The sequence below is a fragment of the Vibrio sp. ED004 genome (assembly GCF_023206395.1).
GTDB lineage: Bacteria > Pseudomonadota > Gammaproteobacteria > Enterobacterales > Vibrionaceae > Vibrio.
The window spans coordinates 1,455,394-1,474,305 of the sequence record NZ_CP066150.1 but is presented as its reverse complement, the minus strand read 5'-3'; the positions used below and the strand labels follow the sequence as shown (position 1 = coordinate 1,474,305).

Below are 18,912 nucleotides of genomic sequence, written 5' to 3'. Positions count from 1 at the left end.
CGAATCGCTAGGCTTCACGAATATGAGCGGTAACTGATACTACTGCATGGTCAGTACTGAATTGGTCGTGTTCAAAGCTTGGATTGATGAGGTGATGGTCTAACATTGCGTAGCTAGAGATCTCCATCAAGCTCGATGAGTTCTGACAGTCAAATTCGTTCGACATCAATATGTAATCCAGCACAGAACCAGAAGCTCCGTAGTAATGGGTTGGTTTGCGTTGTTCGAGTAAGTCTTCTTCATGCAGTTGATGATAGAGATCCCAACTGTCTCTTAATCGGAAGTGTGATAACCAATGTTTGCTCGCTTCATCTCGATTCAATGAATAGCTCAGCAGCCCTTTGAACTCATCATTGAATAGGGGCTTGTTAAAGTCGCCCATCAACACAACAGGTTGATCCGTTTGGTAGCGTTGATTGGTGATGTATTGATGCAGCATTTGAGCTTCTAGTCCACGTTGGACACTCGATAGCCACGATCCTAGTTGTTCCTGATGAAGCTTAACCAAGGTCTCGCTTTGTGGCTTTTTATCTGCTGAGATGTCACTGGATTCTAGCGGTTCAGCTTTGGGTTCGGTTGGACGTTGCGATTTGAAGTGCACAACATAACAGTCGGTCGAACCTAAATGGGGTAACGTAATCGTCGCGTGGACAGGCGTTCGGTTGAATGAGAACTTGTCGCCAAGGTTGAAGGCTGAAAGTAACTCTGAATCCGGTGTCACAGGCTGCACATTTTCAATTGGGTAACGCGATGCGATACCAACGACAGGAGAGGTGTACAGGTAATCATCTTCAACATGTGCGCTATCGACAACTGCAAAGTAAGGGTAACCCAGTTCTTTCATTAATTGCTCTAAAGACTCAGGGCTAAAGATTTCTTGAAAGCCAATCACATCACAGTCGGATGAGCGAATCGCTTCAGCTATCCAGCCTTGCTTCTTTTGCCACTCCTCGAAGCTGTAGATGTTCTCAAAATCATAATAAGCATTCGGTGGTTCGAGGTAGTTCAAAAGATTGAACGTTGAGAATGTTATTTGGTTTGGTTTGTTCAAGGTTGAATCCTATTGAAATCACTCCTTTAAGGATATCTAAAATATGAAGATATTGTTCGGGTTTAGTCAGTTATTTTCGTTGGCTCTAGATTAGGGAGTCACTTTCTGATTAGATTCTCTCCGTTCGAGGCTTTTAAGGCGTCGCGCTTCTTTTTATCTACGATGAATCAATCGTTTTTCTATGGTTCCAACAATGAAAAAATACACTTCCCTTGCTCTTATGTTATTGAGTGCTCTCTTCTCTATGTCGTCATGGAGTCATTCCCTTGAGGCTCAATCTATTGCGCAAATCGAATCCCGTGTCTCGGCGCGCATTGGTGTCGCAGTGTATGATTCTGCGACTGAGCAAACATGGAGTTATAAGAGCGATGAACGTTTTCCAATGATGAGTACCTTTAAAACTTTAGCGTGCGCGAATCTTCTCTATGTCCATGAACATGAAGGATTATATTTAGAGTCTAAGGTTGGGGTTAAATCTGATGAGCTTATTGCTTGGTCTCCGATGACTAAAGCGTTTGTCGGTAAAGAAATCTCACTCAGAGACGCATGTGCCTCCACCATGGAAATGAGCGACAACACGGCTGCTAATATAGTGTTAGCTAGTACTGGTGGGCCTAACGGGTTAACCGAGTTTTTGCGTTCCACGGGAGACAGCAAAACACGTATTGACCATATCGAACCCGATCTGAATCATGCTCGGCCGGGTGATGAGCGTGACACCACAACACCAAACACTATGGTGAAAACGTTGAATGAATTGGTGTATGGCAACGTGCTATCAGAAGAATCCAAAGCTCAGCTCAAGACTTGGATGATGGGTAACAAAGTCTCTGATGGGATGATTCGTTCGATTCTGCCTGATGGTTGGAAGATTGCCGACAGATCAGGGGCGGGCGCTTATGGCTCACGTGCTATTACGGCTATCGTGTGGAGTGAAACTCGCGCTCCGCTGATCATCAGTATCTCTCTTACGGAAACCGAGTTAACCATTTCAGAGCGTGACACGGTGATTAATGAAATTGGTGAACTTATCTTTGACGAGTACCACGTTCAATAGTTAGGGCGTGTCATATTTCTTTAGACTGAACCCGAGTAATTTGTAAATAAACCGTCAGAGATGAAGTGCTGATGGTTTTATTAGTTATTACATGATGTTAGATTTGAACCTATACTTGTTTTAACGGTGTGCATTCAAAGCCGATTAATCAAGTTGAATATCGAATTCATAACATTTGAAGGGAGAGTCAAATGGGAACAGTTTTCCGAAGCAAAGCCTCGCAGCGCACTCAGTTTTTCAGGTTAAATTTAACTTCATGTGCAGTCATGCTGCCGCTTATTGCTCTATATCCCTCCGTTACACACGCCTCTGATACCGAATCCACTCCTGCTGTCACCGTTATTGAAGCCACTCAACTGGTCGGTTTTGGTGAAGCAAAATATCCAGCCGATTTCATTCACTTTGATTACGTTAATCCTGATGCGCCAAAACTAGGCAAAGTGACCTATGGCAGCATTGGTACTTACGATAGTTTTAATCGATTCGGTTCTCGCGGCGTTGCTGCAAGTTATACCGGAGAGATTTACGATACCTTGATGTTTTCTCCGAGCGACGAGATTGATGCGTATTATCCGTTGATCGCCTCAAAGGTTCGCTACGCCAGTGATTTCACTTGGATGGAAATCGATATCAATCCAAAAGCGAGATTCAATGACGGTGAGCCTATTACGGCTCATGATGTGGCATTCACCTTTAATAAGTTTTCAACCGAGGGTGTGCCTCAATACCGTGTGTATTACAAAGAAATTAAGTCAGTCACCGCGGTTTCTGATTTAGTGGTACGTATTGAGATGGAGAAGCCAAACCGCGAGAAGTTGTTTAGCTTTGCCCAAAGCACTCGAGTACTGCCAGAGCATTATTGGAAAGACAAGAAGCTGTCTGAACCTCTAAGTGAGCCGCCGGTAGGCAGTGGCCCTTATAAGATCATCAGCTATAAATCGGGTCAAAGCGTGACTTACGGTTTAGATGAAAACTACTGGGCAGCCGACCTACCTGTAAACGTCGGCCGTAATAACTTCAAGGAAGTGCAATACGATTACTATCGTGACGACACCGTAATGCTAGAAGCCTTTAAAGCAGGGGAGTTCGATCTTCGAACAGAGAACTCGGCTAAGTTCTGGGCCAACTCTTACACAGGCGCGAACTTCGATAAAGGCTACATCATCAAAGAAGAGATCAACCATGAGAAGCCAGAAACGACTCAAGGTTTTGTCTTCAACATTCAATCTCCGGTGTTCTCAGATCCTAAAGTTCGTGAAGCGTTAACCTACGCGATGGACTTTGAGTGGATGAACAAGAACATGTTCTACGGCCAGTACAAACGTACTCGTAGCTACTTCCAAAACACAGACTATGAAGCGAAAGGTTTACCAAGCGAAGCTGAAGTAGCGTTGCTGTCTCAATACAAAGACCAAATTCCACCGAGAGTGTTCACTGAAGAATTCCAACCTTCAGTCACCGATGGCAGTGGCCGTATTCGTAGCCAGATGCGTACTGCTTTCAAGTTATTAAAAGAAGCGGGTTGGGTTCTGAAAGACAAAGTCATGACCAACGAAAAGACCGGCAAGCCGCTGTCATTTGAGTTGTTGATTTACAGCCCAACCACAGAGCGTATTGCAACGCCTGTTCAGAAGAACTTGAAGCGCATGGGTATCGAGATGAAGATCCGTACCATAGATACCACTCAGTACATCAAGCGTCTTCGTGACCGAGATTTCGACATGGTGTCTTCATCATTTTCTGCAAACCCTTATCCTAGCCCGAACTTAATGATTGTTTGGAACTCTAACTACATTGATTCTACTTACAATACTGCAGGTGTGATGGATCCAGTGGTTGACGCGTTAACAGAACAAATCGCGAGCAATCAACAGAATCCAGAAAAGCTCCTGACTCTAGGTCGTTCACTAGACCGAGTATTGCAATGGAATTTCTACAACATCCCTCAATGGCACGTTGGCGAATACCGCGTTGCAATGTGGGACAAGTTTGAGCGTCCAGATGTATTACCTAAATACGATTTAGGTATCGATACATGGTGGATTTCAGAAGAGAAGGCAGCTCTGCTTCCTGAAAAACGTCGCTAGGAGTTAGTTAGCATGGCCGCGTATATATTTCGGCGTTTACTGTTGGTGATCCCCACACTGTGGGCGATCATCACCATCAACTTTTTCATCATTCAGATCGCCCCTGGTGGCCCGGTAGAGCAAGCCGTTGCTCAATTAGAAGGGCACAATTCTGGCATCATGGAGCGTTTTTCTGGTGGTGGACAAGAAGTTGATTTAAGCGAAAGTGATCAAGCATCAGCCAGTGGTTATAAGGGCTCGCGCGGGCTTGATCCGGAAGTGGTTGAAGAGATCAAAAAGCAGTTTGGTTTTGATAAACCGATTCACGTTCGCTACTTCGATATGTTGAAAAATTACGCGACCTTTAATTTTGGTGAAAGTCTGTTTAAGGGCGGTAACGTGATTGATTTAATCATTGAGCGTTTACCTGTCTCCATTTCCTTAGGGTTGTGGAGCACGTTAATCATCTATGTGATATCGATACCTCTCGGCATTATGAAGGCGATACATCACGGCTCTCGCTTTGATATTTGGTCGAGTGCGGTGGTGATTGTCGGCTACGCGGTGCCGGGCTTCCTGTTTGCGATCATCCTGATTATTTTGTTCGCGAGTGGTAACTATTTCAGTTGGTTCCCATTGCGTGGGTTAGTGTCGAGTAACTTCGACCAGCTCAATTGGTATCAACAAATTGGCGACTACTTCTGGCACTTAGCGTTGCCTATTTTTGCGATGGTCATCGGCGGCTTTGCCACGCTCAGTATGCTGACCAAAAACTCCTTCCTTGATGAAATCAATAAGCAATATGTGGTGACCGCGAGAGCGAAAGGCTTGGACGAAAGCAGCATTCTCTACAAGCACGTTTTTCGTAATGCCATGCTGATCATTATTGCCGGTTTCCCAAGCGCATTTATTAGTATTTTCTTCACGGGTTCTATGTTGATTGAAGTGATGTTTTCACTCGAAGGTATTGGTCTACTTGGCTTTGAATCGACCATTCAACGCGACTATCCCGTGGTGTTCAGCTCTCTCTATATCATGACCTTGCTTGGCTTGGTGCTGAGCATTATCTCCGACCTGACGTATACCTGGGTTGATCCTCGAATTGATTTTGAAGCGCGTTAATGGCGAACGAATAACAAGGTATTGATAATAAATGTTTAACAACCCTTTAGCTGAAGCTCGTTGGTTACGTTTTAAAGCAAACAAGCGTGGTTTTATCTCCCTTTGGATATTTACCATCTTGTTTGGCTTGAGCCTGTTCGCTGAAATCATTGCCAACGATAAGCCACTCTTGGTTTCTTATGATAATCAGTGGTTTGTACCTGTTATCAATGAATACGCCGAGACGGAGTTTGGTGGTGAGTTTGAAACCGAAGCCGACTACAAAGACCCGTATGTTATCGAGCTGATTGAAGACAGCGGTTACATCGTGTGGCCAATCATTCCGTTTAGCTACGACACGATAAACTTCGATATTTCAGGTGCGGTGCCATCGGAACCCGATTCGGTGAACTGGTTAGGAACCGATGATAAGGGGCGAGATGTATTAGCTCGTATCATTTATGGCTTCCGTATTTCCGTTCTGTTTGGTTTTATTCTGACGATTGTATCGAGCTTGATCGGTGTCGTCGTTGGAGCAACACAAGGTTACTACGGTGGTTGGGTTGATCTATTCGGACAGCGCTTCATTGAAGTATGGTCTGGTATGCCGACCTTGTTCTTGCTGATTATTTTGTCGAGTTTTATTGAGCCGAATTTCTGGTGGTTGCTCGGGATTATGGTGCTGTTCAGTTGGATGAGTTTAGTCGGCATCGTGCGAGCGGAATTTTTACGCTGCCGAAACTTCGATTATGTGCGTGCTGCTCAGGCTATGGGTGTTGATGATAAACGCATTATGCTTCGTCACATGCTACCCAACGCGATGGTTGCATCGTTAACCATGATGCCGTTTATTCTTTCTGGCTCGGTGACCACATTAACCTCATTAGACTTTTTGGGCTTTGGTCTTCCTGCCGGTTCGCCTTCATTAGGTGAACTGTTGGCGCAAGGTAAAGCAAACTTACAAGCGCCTTGGCTTGGTATCTCTGCTTTCGTCGTGCTTTCACTGATGCTTACGTTACTTGTCTTCTTTGGTGAAGCGGTACGTGATGCCTTCGATCCACATCAACAGAAGTAAGGATAGGTTATGACTTTAAATACAACGCCTGCTTCTCCGGTTTTGACCATAGACAAACTGTCTGTCGGTTTCGGGCGAAAAAACTCGATAGAACAAGTGACACAAGATGTCTCTTTAGAAATATACAAAGGTGAAACGCTCGCGCTGGTAGGCGAGAGTGGTTCCGGTAAATCGGTCACGGCTAACTCTATTTTAAAACTGTTACCGAAAGGCTCGTCTCATTACTTAAATGGTAAGATCAATTTCTCTGGCACCGAGATTCTGAGTTGTTCTGAAAGGCAACTGCGTGGGATTCGTGGTGGCCGTATCGGCATGATCTTCCAAGAGCCTATGGTTTCGCTAAATCCGCTTCATCGAATTGGCAAACAGCTTGTTGAAACCCTCGCGATTCACCGAGGTATGCGAACCAACAAAGCGCAAGCCTTGGCGATAGAGTGGCTTTCAAAGGTTGGCATTCGCTACCCAGAGCAAAAGATTTCAGCTTATCCGCATGAGTTGTCTGGTGGCGAACGTCAGCGTGTAATGATTGCAATGGCTCTAATTAACGAGCCAGAGCTGCTTATTGCTGATGAACCCACGACAGCATTGGATGTATCGGTACAAGCGCAGATTTTGGATTTGTTGAAAGACCTACAACAAGAGCTCGGTATGGCGATGCTTTTTATCACCCATGATTTGAGTATCGTTCGTAAGATTGCCGACAGAGTGGCGGTAATGAAAGATGGTCGCTTAGTTGAAAGCAATGACTGTAAAACACTCTTTAATGCACCATCTCACCCTTATACTCAAAAACTTATTAATTCCGATCCAAAAGGTTTGCCTGTTCCTGTATCTCCGGAAAGTAAACCTTTGCTCAATGTTGACCAACTGCGTGTTTGGTTCCCGATTACTGGCGGTTTATTCAAGCGAACCATTTCGCATGTTAAAGCTGTCACTGACATGGAGTTCACCTTGAAAAAAGGGCACTCAATCGGTTTAGTGGGCGAGAGCGGTTCTGGTAAATCAACCACTGGCATGGCTATTTTGAAGCTGGTGGAGAGTGAAGGTTCGATTACTTATTCGAGCGAACAGCTTCAAGGCTTAAATCGCCAACAGATGCTGCCATTTCGAAGCCGTATGCAAGTTGTCTTTCAAGACCCATTCTCTGCGTTAAACCCACGAATGTCGGTCGCGCAAGTGATTGGCGAAGGTTTATTAGTTCATCAACAATTGGATGAGAGCGAACTCGACCAACGCATCTGTGACGTAATGAAAGAGGTAGACCTCGATCCTGAAACTCGCCACCGCTATCCGAATGAGTTTTCTGGCGGACAAAGGCAACGTATTGCGATTGCTCGTGCTTTGATTTTAAAGCCAGAGTTTATCTTGCTCGATGAACCTACATCGTCATTAGACAGAACCGTTCAAGCGCAGGTGCTGGATTTGCTGAAGTCACTTCAAGAAAAGTATGGTCTGACTTATCTCTTTATCAGTCATGATTTGAATGTCGTGAAATCCTTGTGTCATTACACCATCGTCATGAAAGCTGGCGAGGTAATAGAGAAGGGCGATACTGAGACTTTGTTTGGTAATCCGCAGCATGAATATACCAAGCAGTTGGTGAATCTCTCGAACGTTGGTGGTGTGTAGCCAAATACATTATTCATAGATTAACTCCTCTTTCATTAGACCAATAAATCGCTTCTGTTTAACAGTGGCGATTTTTGTATTTGATTTCGATTTGTCACCATATCAATGCAGCTTACAAACATGTTTGAATTGTCTAAGCAGTTCACTTTCTAAGTTACAAACAAAGATTACCTACACCTTCTAATTCAAAATTCCTTTCTGGTGTTCAATTTAAGCTTCTGATTATTAAGATTAAAATTTATTAAGTAAATTAATCCAAACTAAATGCAATTGTAAGTTAATGTAGGTAAATGTAACCATTTGACTACTTTGTTTTATTGATTAAATTGATGAAATATTGCTTTAAATGGGATTTGGCTAGTTAGGATGATTGCATATTTACTGAAACGTTTTGCTTTAGTTGTACCTACGTTTCTTGGTATTACGATTTTGATATTCGCGATTACGCGTTTTGTCCCAGGTGACCCTGTCGAGAGGATGCTCGCTAACATGCAGCCTCAAGGGGATGGTGGTGGCGCGTCTAGTCTCGTTGGCCAAAACTCAGCTTTGTCTGAAGACCAACTCGCCGATCTTAATAAATTTTATGGATTGGATAAGCCGGTAACGGAAGCGTATCTCGAATGGCTAGTTCGACTTGTTCATTTTGATCTAGGCGAATCGACACGCTATTACGAACCGGTCAGTGACATGATTTTTGAGCGCCTACCTGTCTCCGTTATGTACGGCGGTGTGACCTTTTTCATTAGCTATTTCATCTCAATCCCGCTTGGCTACCTTAAGGCCATGAAGCATGGCAGCGTTTTTGATTCTGCCTCATCAATCATGATTTTTGTCGGTTATGCCTTACCAGGATATGTGGTTGGCGTGCTTCTTATTACGTTTTTCAGTTATCACCTAGAGTGGTTCCCGATGGGGGGCTTTGTTGATGATGACTTCGACGACTTCAATACTTTCTCAGAACAAATTACTGATATTTTGTGGCATGCGGTCTTACCTTTGCTTTGTTATTTAATAGGTGACTTTGCGACCTTAACCATGACCATGAAGAATAATTTGATGGAAAACTTATCGTCAGATTACATTCGTACCGCTATCGCTAAAGGTTTGCCTTTCAGAGAGGCGATTCGTAAACACGCACTACGCAATAGTTTAATTCCAATCGCTAGCCACTTTGGCAACTCTCTTCTTTTCTTCATGACGGGCTCTTTCTTAATTGAGGTTATTTTCGATATTAATGGCATAGGCCTGCTTGGTTATGAATCAATTGTAGAAAGAGATTACCCAGTGGTTATGGGTATTGTCGCAATCAACGCCGGCATATTGCTACTTGGCAATATCTTGTCTGATGTCTGCGTAGCATTGGTTGATCCTAGAGTGAAGTTTGGAGCTTGATGATGATTAAACTAAATCCGTTGACGCTAAAGCAGATCAAGCGATTCAAACAAATAAAGCGTGGATACTGGTCGCTGATTATTTTATCTGTAATGTTATTACTGTCTCTTTTCGCTGAAGCATTGATCAATAGTAAGGCTTTGGTGGTGCGTTATCAGGGGGAATACTACTTTCCAATTGTATCTGATGTTTACTCAGGTAAGACATTTGGTTTGGAATCTTCGGGAGAGGCAAACTATCGACTGCTTCAATTAGCGCTTAAAGATAAAAACAATGGTGACTTTGCGATTTTACCTTTGGTGCCTTGGAATCCGTATGAACAAGACTTCTCTGGTGAATATCCGCCACATGCTCCAAATGCTTACTCAAAGCACTATTTGGGCACTGACGTAATCGGGCGGGATATTTTAGCTCGATTGGTTTACGGGTTTAGAACAGCAATGGGATTTGCTCTGATAATTATGGTGATCGCATACAGCATTGGTGTAACGGTGGGGTGTGCGATGGGTTTCTTTGGTGGCAAATTTGATCTGATTGTTCAAAGAGTCATTGAGACTTGGTCAATGGTGCCGTTCCTCTACGTGATCATGATTTTGGTCTCGATAGCACAACCCACATTCATGCTGTTTGTATTGATCAATGTGACTTTTGGATGGATGGGTATTACTTGGTACATGCGAACGATGACCTACAGAGAATCTGCTCGAGAGTATGTGTTAGCTGCAAAGGCGCTAGGAGCATCAACAGCAAGAATCCTCTTTAATCATATTTTACCCAACACGATGGTGATGATCGTCACTCTGGCGCCTTTCACTATTGCAGCCAACATCACCGCATTAACGGCACTGGACTACTTAGGTTTAGGTCTCATTCCACCGACCCCAAGCTGGGGAGAGTTGCTTCAACAAGGCAAATCGAATCTCGATTCGCCATGGATTGTTGGCTCTGTTGTGACGGCAATAGTCGGTGTTTTGGTCATGGTTACATTCATCGGTGAAGCGATAAGAACGGCCTTTGATCCCAAAAAATACACAGTTTATAGATAGGCACTAGGAAGTGATGATGTACAGATACGGACTATTCGCTTTGTTGTTGAGTTTCTTAGCTCAAGCGCAACAAACACCAAATAATTTGGAATGGCAAAGTAATTGGGATGATCCCGTTTTTGCTTCTGAAGAGGCTAAACGTGGCGGTACTTTACGTAGTTTTATGCCTAGTTTCCCACAAACATTACGTTCAGTGGGTCCCGACGCGAATTCAGGTATTCGTTTCTATTTAATGGATGGCACGCCTAAATTGGCACAACGACATCCAAATACCGACAATTGGATTCCACAACTGGCGAATGAATGGGCATTTGGGAGCGATCACCAGACGGTTTATTTCAAACTGAATCCTGACGCGAAATGGTCTGATGGGGAAGCGGTAACGGCTGACGATTATCTATTTATGCTTACGTATTACCGTTCCAAAGACATTATTGATCCTTGGTATAGCGACTTTTTCCGCAATAGCATCACGACCGTTGAAAAATTCGATGACTATACGATCAGTATTACGATGGCCGAGCCTAAAAGTAATGATGAACTTATGGCTCTTATCAATATGCCGAGTCACGGAGTCCAGCCTCGTCCCAAGCATCATTTTGTTGATATTAACGATGGGAATAAGGATGGCATGGATGATAATTTTGTTCGCAAATACAACTTCAAGCCAGAGCCAACAACGTCGCCTTATTTCATATCAAAAGTAAATAAAGGCCGCAGCGTTACGTTTTCACATGTTGGTGATAGCTGGTGGGGTTACGGAAATAAATATTATAAAAACCGATTTAACGTGGAAAAACTTCGCATCAAGGTTATTCGTGATAGTGATATTGCACGTAAGCACTTTGAAAAAGGAAAGCTGGACACGTTTGCAATGGTACAGCCTCAACTGTGGCATGAGAAAACCAGCTCAGAACCTTTTAATCATGGCTTTATACAGAAATTCTGGGGCTTTAATCAAAGGCCACAAGGCGCTGGTGGATTATGGATAAACACATCGATGCCACTCCTGAACAATATCAATGTTCGAAAAGGCATTACTTACGCTACTGACTTCGATGGCATGATCAAGAAGGTATTAAGAGGTGACTATTCTCGAAAACCTCATGCTATGGGGTTTGGGCATGGAAAATACGATTTAGAAGGCGTAGAGCCGCCACCGTTTAGGCCAGAACTTGCGATTGGTTATTTTGAGTCTGCAGGCTTCGATAATATCGGTTCTGATGGTATCCGCGTGAATGCCAATGGGGTTCGTTTGAGCTTCAAGGTTACTTATGGCTATAACATTTGGACACCAAGAATTGCCTATCTAAAAGAGCAAGCGAAGTTAGCTGGTTTAGAGCTCGACTTAAACCTTGTCGATGGTTCAGCTGCATTCAAATTTATTCTCGAGAAAAAGCACTAACTTGCTTTTCTTAATATGGGCGGAGGGGAGATACCAGCTTACAAAGAGTATTTTCACTCGACAAATGCTAACCGTCCGCAAACTAATAACCATACAAACTTTAGTTCACCAGAGCTAGATCAGAAAATTGAGGCGTTTATTTCTGAGTTTGATATGGAAAGAAAACAGCAGCTATCTCAGAACATTCAAAGAAAAATAAAGGATGCGTATGTCATTGTACCTGGCTATATGGTGCCTTATACACGAGATGCCTACTGGCGTTGGATTAAGTTCCCAAAGAACCCAATGACGAAGAGGACTGGCGCCATGTTTAATATTTTAGATACCAGTAATTTCTGGATTGATACAGACCTAAAAAAAGAAACTCAATTGGCTTCAAAAGAAGGTAAGGCGTATCCACCCATCACCATCATTGATGACAGATATAAGCTCTAAGGATGAACGTGGAATGAGCCAAAACATTGTATTAAAAGTTCGTGACTTAGAAGCTGAATTCAGTACTGATGACGGCATTATAAAGATACTAAAAGGTGTGTCCTTTGACGTGAAATCTGGCCAAACACTGGGTTTGGTTGGGGAGTCGGGCAGTGGGAAGAGCGTAACTTCCATGTCTATTATGGGACTACTTCCTAAGCCTTATGGAAAGGTTACGGCTGGAAAAGTTATTTATCGTGATACAGACCTTACAGAGGTTCCTGAGCATGAGATGCATAAGATGCGTGGCAATCGTCTCTCAATCATTTTCCAAGACCCTATGACTGCCTTGAACCCTGTTCAGACAATTGGCAATCAGATTGTCGAGGTTCTGGATTTGCACCATAGCCAGATGTCTAAATCTGAAAAGATAGAGTACGCAATTGGTTTGCTTGAGAAAGTTGAAATTCCAATGCCGAAACTACATTTCAAAGAATATCCTCATAGCCTGTCAGGAGGGATGCGACAAAGGGTAATGATTGCGATAGCTCTTGCATGTAAGCCTGACATCTTGATATGTGATGAGCCGACGACTGCATTAGATGTAACGGTTCAAGCATCAATCTTGGAACTGATAAGAGAGCTTCAAGAAGAGACAGGGATGGCAGTGATCTTTATCACTCATGATCTAGGTGTTGTTGCGGAAATTTGCGATGAAGTCGCTGTGATGTATGACGGACGTATTGTTGAGCATGCAGAAATTTTCGAACTTTTTGATCACCCACAACATCCGTATACAAAAAGACTCTTGAGCTTAATTCCAGATCTCAATGTCGAGCCGAAACAAACCATTCAAATCAACCCAATTGATTTGAATGAATTCCCTGAATACAAGGGGAATTGAGGATGTCAGAAGTGATTAGAATTGAAGGGCTTGAGCAGCACTTTCTATCAGGTAAAAACCTATTTAAGAAAGGTTATGTAATCAAAGCTGTTGACGGTGTTTCATTTTCATTAAAGCAAGGCGAGACGTTAGGTCTGGTTGGAGAGTCTGGCTGTGGGAAAAGTACGCTTGGTAGAACATTACTCAAATTGTATGAACCATCAGCTGGAAAGATCTTTTTTGAAGGGGAAGACATCACCCATTACAACACAAAAAGAATGCGTCCACTTCGTAGAGAGATGCAGATTGTATTTCAGGATCCTTTAGAGTCGTTGAATCAGAGGCATACAGTAGGTGGAATACTCGAAGAACCTTTTATTATTCATGGCATTGGTTCGAAGAAAGAACGAAAAAAGTGGGTTTTAGAACTGCTCGATAAGATCGGATTACCTCACTCTGTTGTAACCCGCTATTCGCATGAGTTTTCAGGAGGGCAAAGGCAGCGTATAGGCATAGCAAGAGCAATAGCATTAAAGCCAAAGTTATTAGTTTGCGATGAGTCAGTATCGGCATTAGATGTTTCGGTACAAGCTCAGATACTAAATCTATTGTTGAAAATACAAAAAGAGATGAACCTTTCCATTATTTTTATTTCACATGATCTCTCTGTCGTTAAGCACATTTCAGATAATGTGGTCGTAATGAAAAAAGGCAAAATAATTGAATTTGGAAGTGCGGAAGATGTTTATAAAAATCCAAAAGAAGATTATACAAAAACATTATTGTCGTCTATTCCAATAACGCATCCCTCTCAACGGAAAAAATAAAAACAACGAGGTTAGCTAAACAGGCTTAAAACTACAAAAATAAATGTAGATATAATACGGAAGTGTAATGCAAGAAGGAAAATATGAATAAACTACTTATGTTGCCAGCTTTTATGCTGGTGGCGCCTTCGCTCGCCCTAGCAAATAATTTGCAAGATGAGTGGGAGTCCAAAAATAATGAAAATCCTTGGTCTGGATACATTAGTGCTGACTATTCTCGAAACGGATATGAAGACAGTGCGTCTTTAGCAAACCGTTCGGCTTCTGCAACTGGCGTTGTCCGATATTCGTTTTCAGACAAATCTCGACTCCAAGTGGTAGCGTCTGGTTATCACTTGTTCGATGGTGATGAATACGGGAGTAGGGGACAGTTCTGGAATAATACGTCCATCTCTTTGGGGCGTAATGGACTATTCAAACCTACTGATGGCTCATCACTGAGTGGTGAGGTGAGAGTAATATTGCCAACGTCCAAATGGTCAAGGAGGAACGATCTAACGTTAGGAACTAGGTTGAAAGTCAGGTGGAGTGCTCCATTCGATAATTGGATTGAAGGGCTTTCATTAAGTAATACATTATTACTTAGAAAAAACTTTCACGAATATAAAACAGCTGGGGGTAATCAGCTTATTGAATACCAATTGAGTAGCCAATTTTCTCTTGATTATGCTTTTGCAGAAGACTTCTATTTTAACATTTTCGTAATGCCTAAACAGTCATGGGATTATAATGGGAGCACGTTTGACCCGACTTTATTACATGGGGAAGAGGTGGGCTACCAAATAACTAAGAGTATTTCTATTTCTGCTGGGTTGACTAATGGTATTAGTTATTACAATCCTGAAAGAGGTTCAAACCCTCTTAATGATTTAGTCGATTTAAAGAAAACAACTTATTACGCAGTGATTAACTATCAATTCTAATACTGCTCCGTTCGCATTGAATTTAGATAGTTAGAAATAAAAATTTAATATAATTATAAATATAGGTAAATTATGTTTAAACACGCAATTATCGCAGCAAGTATTGCCGCAATCCTCAGCGGGTGTGGGGCCGAAGATCGTGCCTATGACACCTATGAAAAACCAACCGAAGAGATTTCTGTTCAATCTTTAGATACGGAATCACTTTGGATGTACATGCCGTCAACTGGTGAAGCTCCTCGCTATGCCATGACTCAGCGTGGTTTTTTCCAAGGCGATCCAAAGTTAGTTACGCTTCGTTTTGATGAAACTAATGGTATTTATGTCGAAGAAGTTGATCGCGACAAAGTGAATTCGACAGATGAAAGTCGTTGGGATACGGAAATTAACCGTGCTCCTGTGCTTAAAATTCCTGGAGAATTTCGCCAGTATCGCTGTGCTGAGAACGGTTATGGCGAATGTACAAATAAAGAAGAAATTAACGCAGATGAAGACGTTTCTTGGGAGCAAGCCACACACTTTGTGCCTAAATATGAAGAGATTAAATCACTATCTCAAGACACAATTAGAGCTTGGTATACCTCCAGTAATGTTACGGAGTCTGCAGAGCCCCGTTTGATTTCATACGAATACGATCCTGAAGGTGGGGTAATTAACGTTGAAGTAGAGCGAACCTTTACTGCAGAAGCGGAAGATCAATACCAGTTTGGTGGCGAGCTTAAAGACTTATCATTCAAAACACGTTTTTTCTATTCTCTTGTTAAGCTTGATAAGTTAGCAAGTGAAAATTACGAACCTATCTATTACCAAGGCCAAGACAGCGCATACTTTGGGTTCTTCAACGATAGCAAAGAAGTAAAAACTCACACTGGTGAGAGTAACGTACAGGGTTCTCGTTTTTCTTATATTAACCGATTCAATCCCAAGTTAGAGTCGATCGATTACTACTTAAGCGACAGCTACTTCGATGATGGCAATGAAGCGTACCTGCAACTTACGCTCGATACCATGAAAGAGGTAAATCAGTCATTAGAAGGCACAGGTGTTCCTCGCATTAACATTGTTAATAGTGACAAGAAAGCGGGTGTAAAAACGGGTGACTTACGTTACAACGTATTCAACCTGATCGCGGATCCAGTTGACAACGGACTTCTTGGCTATGGCCCATCTGCCACTAACCCATTAACGGGTGAAATTATTCATGCGCATGTTAACCAATATTTAGGTGTGATTCGTTCCGCAAGTCGCCATACGTGGAATGATCTCGCTAAGCGTTACAACCGCCAAGAAATTGAAAAAGTACAACCTGTGGTTGTGGCGGAAAAAAGCAACGCTTCGAAATCAAGCTCTGAGCCAACCGAGATCGATTTGTTCAATAAAATGCTCGAGGAAGATCGAGGACCTTCGATCAATGTTCCAGCGTTGAGTGAACGCGAAATTAATTTGGTGGGCAAAGATAATTTAGTCGATTCACTGCCTGAAGCCGATTTGGATTTCAAATACGATACCAGTAACCAAGACCTCGCTTTGCAATCATTCTATAAACGCCAAGATATGTTGAAGCGATTCTCTGAGCAGAATGTATATAGCGTTGATGCGATGTGGTTAAGTACCCAGTCAAAGGGCTTAGTGAAGGGTTTAGACTATATCCAAGGTGGCTTCTTCGCCGATGCTGATCAAAGCAAAATGAAAACGTGGGAAGCGCTAACGATTGATCAGCAGAAGCTAGCAAGCCAAGCGATTTCAAAGCATATGTTTAAATCAACATTGATTCATGAGCTCGGGCATAACCTTGGTTTACGTCATAACTTTATGGGTTCAACGGACGAAAGCCATTTTTATACAGAGGCTGAGCTTGAACAAAGCAAAATTGGGCACCTTGATAAGCCAGCTGCGTACAGTTCGATCATGGATTACGGTGCATCAATATTTGATGAACTGTTGACGTTCGGTAAGTATGACAAGGCCGCTTTACGTTTCGCTTATGCTCGTCAGGTTGAAACAAATGAACTTATCGTTAACGCCAATAGCGAGGGAGACGATGTCGCTGTAGTAGACGCCACTGGAGCACAAAAACGCAAAGTCTATTCTTTGGCTGAGTATGACCGTCAGTTATCTAATGACTATAAGGTTTATCCGACGGGTGTTATTGCACACTTGAGAGCTAACGCTGGTCAAAATGGTATTCCAGATTCGTTAGTGAGCTATCGCTATTGTACGGATGAACATACGACCACTAACTTGTTGTGCGACCGCTTTGATGAAGGTACAAGCCTTCAAGAAGCCACTGAGTTTAGAATTCAGCGATACAAAGATAGCTACGACACGGTTAACCAAAGAAATGGACGTGAGAGATTTGAACAATTTCATCAATATAGTTACTTCTTATATCGAATGGGGGAGTTCCAAAAAATTCGCGATATCGTTGAAAATGTTGGTGAAATTGACTTTATGTTTGCTCGTTACTTAGGTGCAAATACGACGAATAACAAAGGGCAGGTTTTTGAAGAAATAGCCGGAAACAACTGTGTGGATTTTCGCGGTAACGCTATTCCATTAGAGAACTTGTCTGCGGGTGTTCGTCCAATTTGTGATACTTATAATGCAGCAAATTTGGCAGCAGACTTCTTTTTAGAAGTGCTAACAGCACCAGATAAAGTTTGTGAATTAGAAGAATTGAGTGGTATTGTCGGAGTTCCTAACCGCTATCGTTTCGCTAAGTTATCTGACCTTTGGTTAACCTACCAAGGCGGCATGTCGCAAAATCGCGATGTTCCAACCAGTTGTTTTGATGAGGAATTAGTTCAGATGTTAGCAAGTCAAGCTAACGAGATCGTCATTCGCTCTGAAACTCGAGATGGAAAAGTATGGGCGAGTTTAAAAGCGAACAACCCTTATCAAACATCGTCTTCTTCTGTCGATTTGTTAGGCGTATGGCCAGACAAACTACTAGCAGCACAGATGTTAGTTAGGCGTGATACACCATTCAAATCAACTGAGAATTCGAGCTTAGCGTTGGTTGATATGTCAGACAAAATTTCACACTTGTATACGTATCTATCCGATTTAACGGGTAGAGCTGAAGCTCGCCAAGCTATCTTTGTTGATGGGAAAGGGGATTACGTAGAAACGGTTCTGAAATACAAACAAGACATTACTGAAACAATTGAGGCTACACCTTCATACCTGTGGCCAATGAAGCGCTATTTCTCAATGGGCGGTAATGAAGCATTTGTGTATTGGACTGAGGGAGCTAGCCAAGATACGAAGGTGCCGTACTTTGGAACCTTATTGGCTAACCTAAACAAGTATAATCGTGCAAATGAATATGGTTTGAGTGACTCAGTATCTGGTTTTAGCGACTCTATCCATGTCAACTATGCAAATAGTAGTTTTGCCGACGAAGATGGGATTAACTTTACTTGGAAAGGGACAAATTACTCGTTGAGCTCACGTAACACACTTGCAAATGCTTTAGCTTCACGCGCCTTATATACAGAAGAGCAGCAAGCTCGCGTAGATAAATTAAACGGTTTGCCTTACCGAGTCCGTAACGCGCTGTCTGTGTTTAAGAATACGCGAGATCGCAACGAAGCTCGTATTATCGCTGTCGGTGATAAAGAGGCGCTCGTTGCTCTTCGTGACACTACTGGTTTCGCACGCTTTTTTATGTTTGATAATCAGCTCGAAGAATATGATGAAGATGGTCAGAAGTGTTTACGATTTAAAGTCGATGGCGAGTCGACCGAAGAGCACATGAAACGTAAGTGTAACTCTCAATCCAGTTTGCAGACGGTACAAAATAGCTCGATTGGTAAATTCGAAGATGAAGAGCACGACCGTATATTCAATTTAGCACAAATCTTTGGTAATCAGATTGCGGATAACAACACCAGTTCCACAAATGCGGCTCATAAAGAAGTGTACAGCTATGACCCAGAAGAATTGAGGTTATGGAACTCTAATGAGTACGTGAATTACCGTCGCGCATTTGAACAGTTCCCTGTTTATGATGACTAGACAACAAATGTTTAATTAAACCC

At 42.6% G+C, this 18,912-nt stretch carries 12 protein-coding genes and 1 pseudogene; 12 read left to right on the top strand and 1 reads right to left on the bottom strand.

The window, feature by feature from the left end; all coding sequences use genetic code 11:
• Positions 1-7: 7 nt before the first annotated feature.
• Positions 8-1,051, bottom strand: a complete 1,044-nt coding sequence (locus ITG10_RS23945; RefSeq protein ID WP_017632771.1) for an endonuclease/exonuclease/phosphatase family protein — start codon at positions 1,049-1,051, stop codon at positions 8-10.
• A gap of 193 nt (positions 1,052-1,244) precedes the next feature.
• On the opposite strand from ITG10_RS23945, the gene bla reads away from it, so the two are divergent.
• The 12 genes and pseudogenes from bla (at position 1,245) to ITG10_RS23885 (ending at position 18,889) form a co-directional block, all read left to right on the top strand.
• Positions 1,245-2,108 carry a class A beta-lactamase gene (gene bla, locus ITG10_RS23940; RefSeq protein WP_026084441.1) on the top strand — a complete coding sequence of 288 codons (864 nt, stop codon included), beginning with the start codon at positions 1,245-1,247 and terminating at the stop codon, positions 2,106-2,108.
• 191 nt (positions 2,109-2,299) lie between these two features.
• Entirely contained in the window at positions 2,300-4,195 is a 1,896-nt protein-coding gene (locus ITG10_RS23935; RefSeq protein WP_017632773.1) for an extracellular solute-binding protein, read from the top strand.
• A gap of 12 nt (positions 4,196-4,207) precedes the next feature.
• Positions 4,208-5,296 carry a microcin C ABC transporter permease YejB gene (locus ITG10_RS23930; protein WP_004730359.1) on the top strand — a complete coding sequence of 363 codons (1,089 nt, stop codon included), beginning with the start codon at positions 4,208-4,210 and terminating at the stop codon, positions 5,294-5,296.
• Positions 5,297-5,327: 31 nt separating this feature from the next.
• A complete protein-coding gene (locus tag ITG10_RS23925; protein WP_017632774.1) occupies positions 5,328-6,350 on the top strand; it encodes an ABC transporter permease in 1,023 nt (340 codons plus the stop codon).
• Positions 6,351-6,359: 9 nt separating this feature from the next.
• Complete coding sequence (yejF, locus tag ITG10_RS23920; protein WP_248386966.1) at positions 6,360-7,979, top strand: microcin C ABC transporter ATP-binding protein YejF; 1,620 nt, start codon at positions 6,360-6,362, stop codon at positions 7,977-7,979.
• A 366-nt stretch (positions 7,980-8,345) separates the two neighbouring features.
• A complete protein-coding gene (locus ITG10_RS23915) occupies positions 8,346-9,371 on the top strand; it encodes an ABC transporter permease subunit (RefSeq protein WP_017632776.1) in 1,026 nt (341 codons plus the stop codon).
• A 2-nt stretch (positions 9,372-9,373) separates the two neighbouring features.
• Positions 9,374-10,417, top strand: coding sequence for an ABC transporter permease subunit (locus ITG10_RS23910; RefSeq protein WP_026084442.1), 1,044 nt, complete (start codon positions 9,374-9,376; stop codon positions 10,415-10,417).
• Between the two features lie 16 nt (positions 10,418-10,433).
• Positions 10,434-12,257: pseudogene (locus tag ITG10_RS23905) on the top strand (extracellular solute-binding protein).
• A gap of 13 nt (positions 12,258-12,270) precedes the next feature.
• Complete coding sequence (locus ITG10_RS23900; RefSeq protein WP_164913318.1) at positions 12,271-13,140, top strand: ABC transporter ATP-binding protein; 870 nt, start codon at positions 12,271-12,273, stop codon at positions 13,138-13,140.
• Positions 13,141-13,142: 2 nt separating this feature from the next.
• A complete protein-coding gene (locus ITG10_RS23895) occupies positions 13,143-13,946 on the top strand; it encodes an ATP-binding cassette domain-containing protein (protein ID WP_248386965.1) in 804 nt (267 codons plus the stop codon).
• A gap of 83 nt (positions 13,947-14,029) precedes the next feature.
• A complete protein-coding gene (locus ITG10_RS23890) occupies positions 14,030-14,869 on the top strand; it encodes a hypothetical protein (RefSeq protein WP_248386963.1) in 840 nt (279 codons plus the stop codon).
• Between the two features lie 72 nt (positions 14,870-14,941).
• Complete coding sequence (locus ITG10_RS23885; RefSeq protein WP_248386962.1) at positions 14,942-18,889, top strand: zinc-dependent metalloprotease; 3,948 nt, start codon at positions 14,942-14,944, stop codon at positions 18,887-18,889.
• Positions 18,890-18,912 lie beyond the last annotated feature (23 nt).